The 2,389-nt window shown below is 71.8% G+C and carries 3 protein-coding genes; all 3 read right to left on the bottom strand.

Annotated features, from left to right (window positions below; all coding sequences use genetic code 11):
• Positions 1-107: 107 nt before the first annotated feature.
• From ACSW7Y_RS17005 to fliD, 3 genes are read right to left on the bottom strand one after another with little or no spacing between them, the layout of a single operon-like run.
• Positions 108-431 (bottom strand): hypothetical protein, encoded by a 324-nt coding sequence (locus ACSW7Y_RS17005; RefSeq protein WP_438127404.1) that lies wholly within the window; start codon positions 429-431, stop codon positions 108-110.
• Positions 421-903, bottom strand: coding sequence for a flagellar export chaperone FliS (gene fliS / locus ACSW7Y_RS17000; protein ID WP_438127403.1), 483 nt, complete (start codon positions 901-903; stop codon positions 421-423). Before fliS ends, ACSW7Y_RS17005 begins: the two co-directional genes overlap by 11 nt.
• 10 nt (positions 904-913) lie before the next feature.
• Complete coding sequence (gene fliD / locus ACSW7Y_RS16995; protein WP_438127402.1) at positions 914-2,320, bottom strand: flagellar filament capping protein FliD; 1,407 nt, start codon at positions 2,318-2,320, stop codon at positions 914-916.
• Positions 2,321-2,389: the final 69 nt, after the last annotated feature.

Below are 2,389 nucleotides of genomic sequence, written 5' to 3'. Positions count from 1 at the left end.
GGGGGGGGGGGGTGGGGCGCTCCACGAACCGCGGGGGTTTCGACGTGCCAGGCGTCGTACGACCCGTGCTAGGTCGCACCGCGCGCGTTTCGTCGAGAGAGGAAGGTCTACGCGGAGGCGTCGAGGTACACCGCGCCGCGCGGCTCGCGCGTCGCGTCCACCGCGCGCAGGGCGCCGAGGTGCTCGAGGACGGCGGCGCGCTCGGCCTCCAGGGCGCTCGCCCGGTCCCGCTGCGCGGCCAACAGCCGGGAGGCACGACCCACCAGGTCGCGCGGCACCGGTCCCAGCCCGGTCGGTTCCACCCACGCCGACCCCACCGGTCCGGCAGCGGGTCCGCTCGCCGACCCGGCCGCCTGCGCATCGAGGTCCTGCTCCAGGGAGGTGAGCAGTGCCTCCCAGCCGGCCCGGAGGGCGTCCTCGTCAGGCGACACCGAGTGCCCCACCCGCCCTGTGTCCGACGACCGGAGCGGCGGACGCCGCCGGCAGCGACGCCGCGGCGTCGTGCCAGGCCTGCCGGAGCGGCTCGAGGATGCGGATGCAGTCGCGCGTCGCCTGGACGTCACGGTGCACGTTCGCCGTGATGAGCGACGTGCTCGCGTAGTTGTAGATCGCGAGGAGCCCCTCGCCGCCGTCCCATGCGTCGATGCGCAGGGTCGAGGACAGCTCGCCGACGATGGCCTGCGCGTGCAGGAGCTGCTCGCGCGCGGCCTCCCAGTCGGAGCCGGTCTGGGCGGCCTCGGCGCGGTGCAGGTCGAGCAGGAGCCGGTCGTACAGCATCGTGACGAGCTGTGCTGGCGTCGCCGAGAGCACGGCCTCGTTCGTGTACTGCGCGCGACGCTGGTCGGTCACGGAGCGCGGCTGCGCGGCCTGCCGGAAGGCGGCGGCCTGGAGGTCGTAGGTCATCGGGTTCCCGTCAGGAGCTCGAGCTCGACAGTCCGGCGAGCTGGCCGGAGAGCCAGCTCGACTGGGACTGGAGCTTGCTGAGGCTGGTCTCGAGCGCCGCGTACTGCGTCTGCAGGGTCGCGCGACGCATGGTGAGGCGGTCGGTCCAGCTGTCGATCTGGTCGTTGAGGTCCTTCACGACGGACTGCTGGCCGGTGATCGCGGTCGTGATCGACCCGTCGTACTTGTCGGACGCCGTCGTGGCGACCGCACCGACGGTCGCGGCGATCCCGGACAGCATCGCCTGGGTGCCCGCGGGGTCCGCTGCGAGGGCCTTCTGGAAGGCGTCGGCGTCGAAGGTGAAGTCGCCGTCCTTCGTCACGACGATGCCGATCGACGACGGGGACTTGCCGTTCACCGGAGCAGCCATCGCGGAGTTGAGGGCCTGCACCGCCGAGCGCGTCGTCGCGTCGCCCAGCAGGACACCCGCGGTCGTCGTCGTCGTGCCGGTGGTCGGACTCGTCGTGCTCGTCACGGAGGTGTTCGAGCCGTAGTAGCTCGTGACCGCGTTGAGCGCGTCGACCAGCCCGGACGCGACCGCCTGGGCCTTCGTGGTGTCCTGCGCGACGGTCACGGTGACGGGGTCCGTCGTCACCTGGCTGACGGTGACGCTGAGCCCCGGCAGCAGGTCGGTGAACGTGTTCGACGCGCTGGTGACGGTCTGTGCGGCGGCGGTACCGGCCCACAGCGTGACACTCGCGTCCTTCGCGGGCGTGACGACGGCCGCTCCCGTCCCGGAGAGCACGTCCGTCGCGGTGCCGGCGTCGACGTCGGTACCGGAGCCGCGGTACACGCTGAACCCGCCTGCCGCACCGGTCGTCGACGACGTGAACTGGAGGCGGTACAGCTTCGTCCCGTCGGCGGCGGTGCCGGCGGAGACCTTCGTCGCCGTGACGCCCGCCCCGGACTTGTTGACCGCGGACACGGTGTCGTCGAGTGAACCCGACGAGGGGGTCACGGTGGTCTTCGTGCCGTCGGCCCGGACGATCGTCACCGGGCCCGGGTCCGCCGACCACGTCGACATCGCGGCGGTCACCCCGACCTGCGCGGTCGCGGTGGACCCGACGGTGAACGACGCCGACCCGGCCGAGGCGCCCGTGCCGGTGGTCGCGGTGACCGACGGTGACGAGGAGGTGGCGGCGAAGACGTCGAGCGAGGTGGCCTTCGCGGCGTCGGACGCCTTGGTGGCCAGGGTCTGGACGAGCCCGTTGATCGTCTGCAGCGACGAGATGAACGAGTTGGTCGACGTGACCTTGTTCTTGAGCAGCGTCTGCGGGACCTGCTCGATCGACATCAGGGAGTTGATGAGGTCGGTGGTCTTGAGGCCACTGACCAGGCCGTCGATCGCGAGCGACGACGCCGAGGACACGGACGACACGTGCGCTCCTTCCGACGGACTCAGACGGGACTCAGAGGGGGTGCGGCGTCCACCGGCATGCCTGAACTC

It is taken from the genome of Curtobacterium flaccumfaciens (assembly GCF_051548005.1).
Lineage (GTDB): Bacteria > Actinomycetota > Actinomycetes > Actinomycetales > Microbacteriaceae > Curtobacterium.
This window is presented reverse-complemented; position numbering and strand designations above follow the sequence as displayed.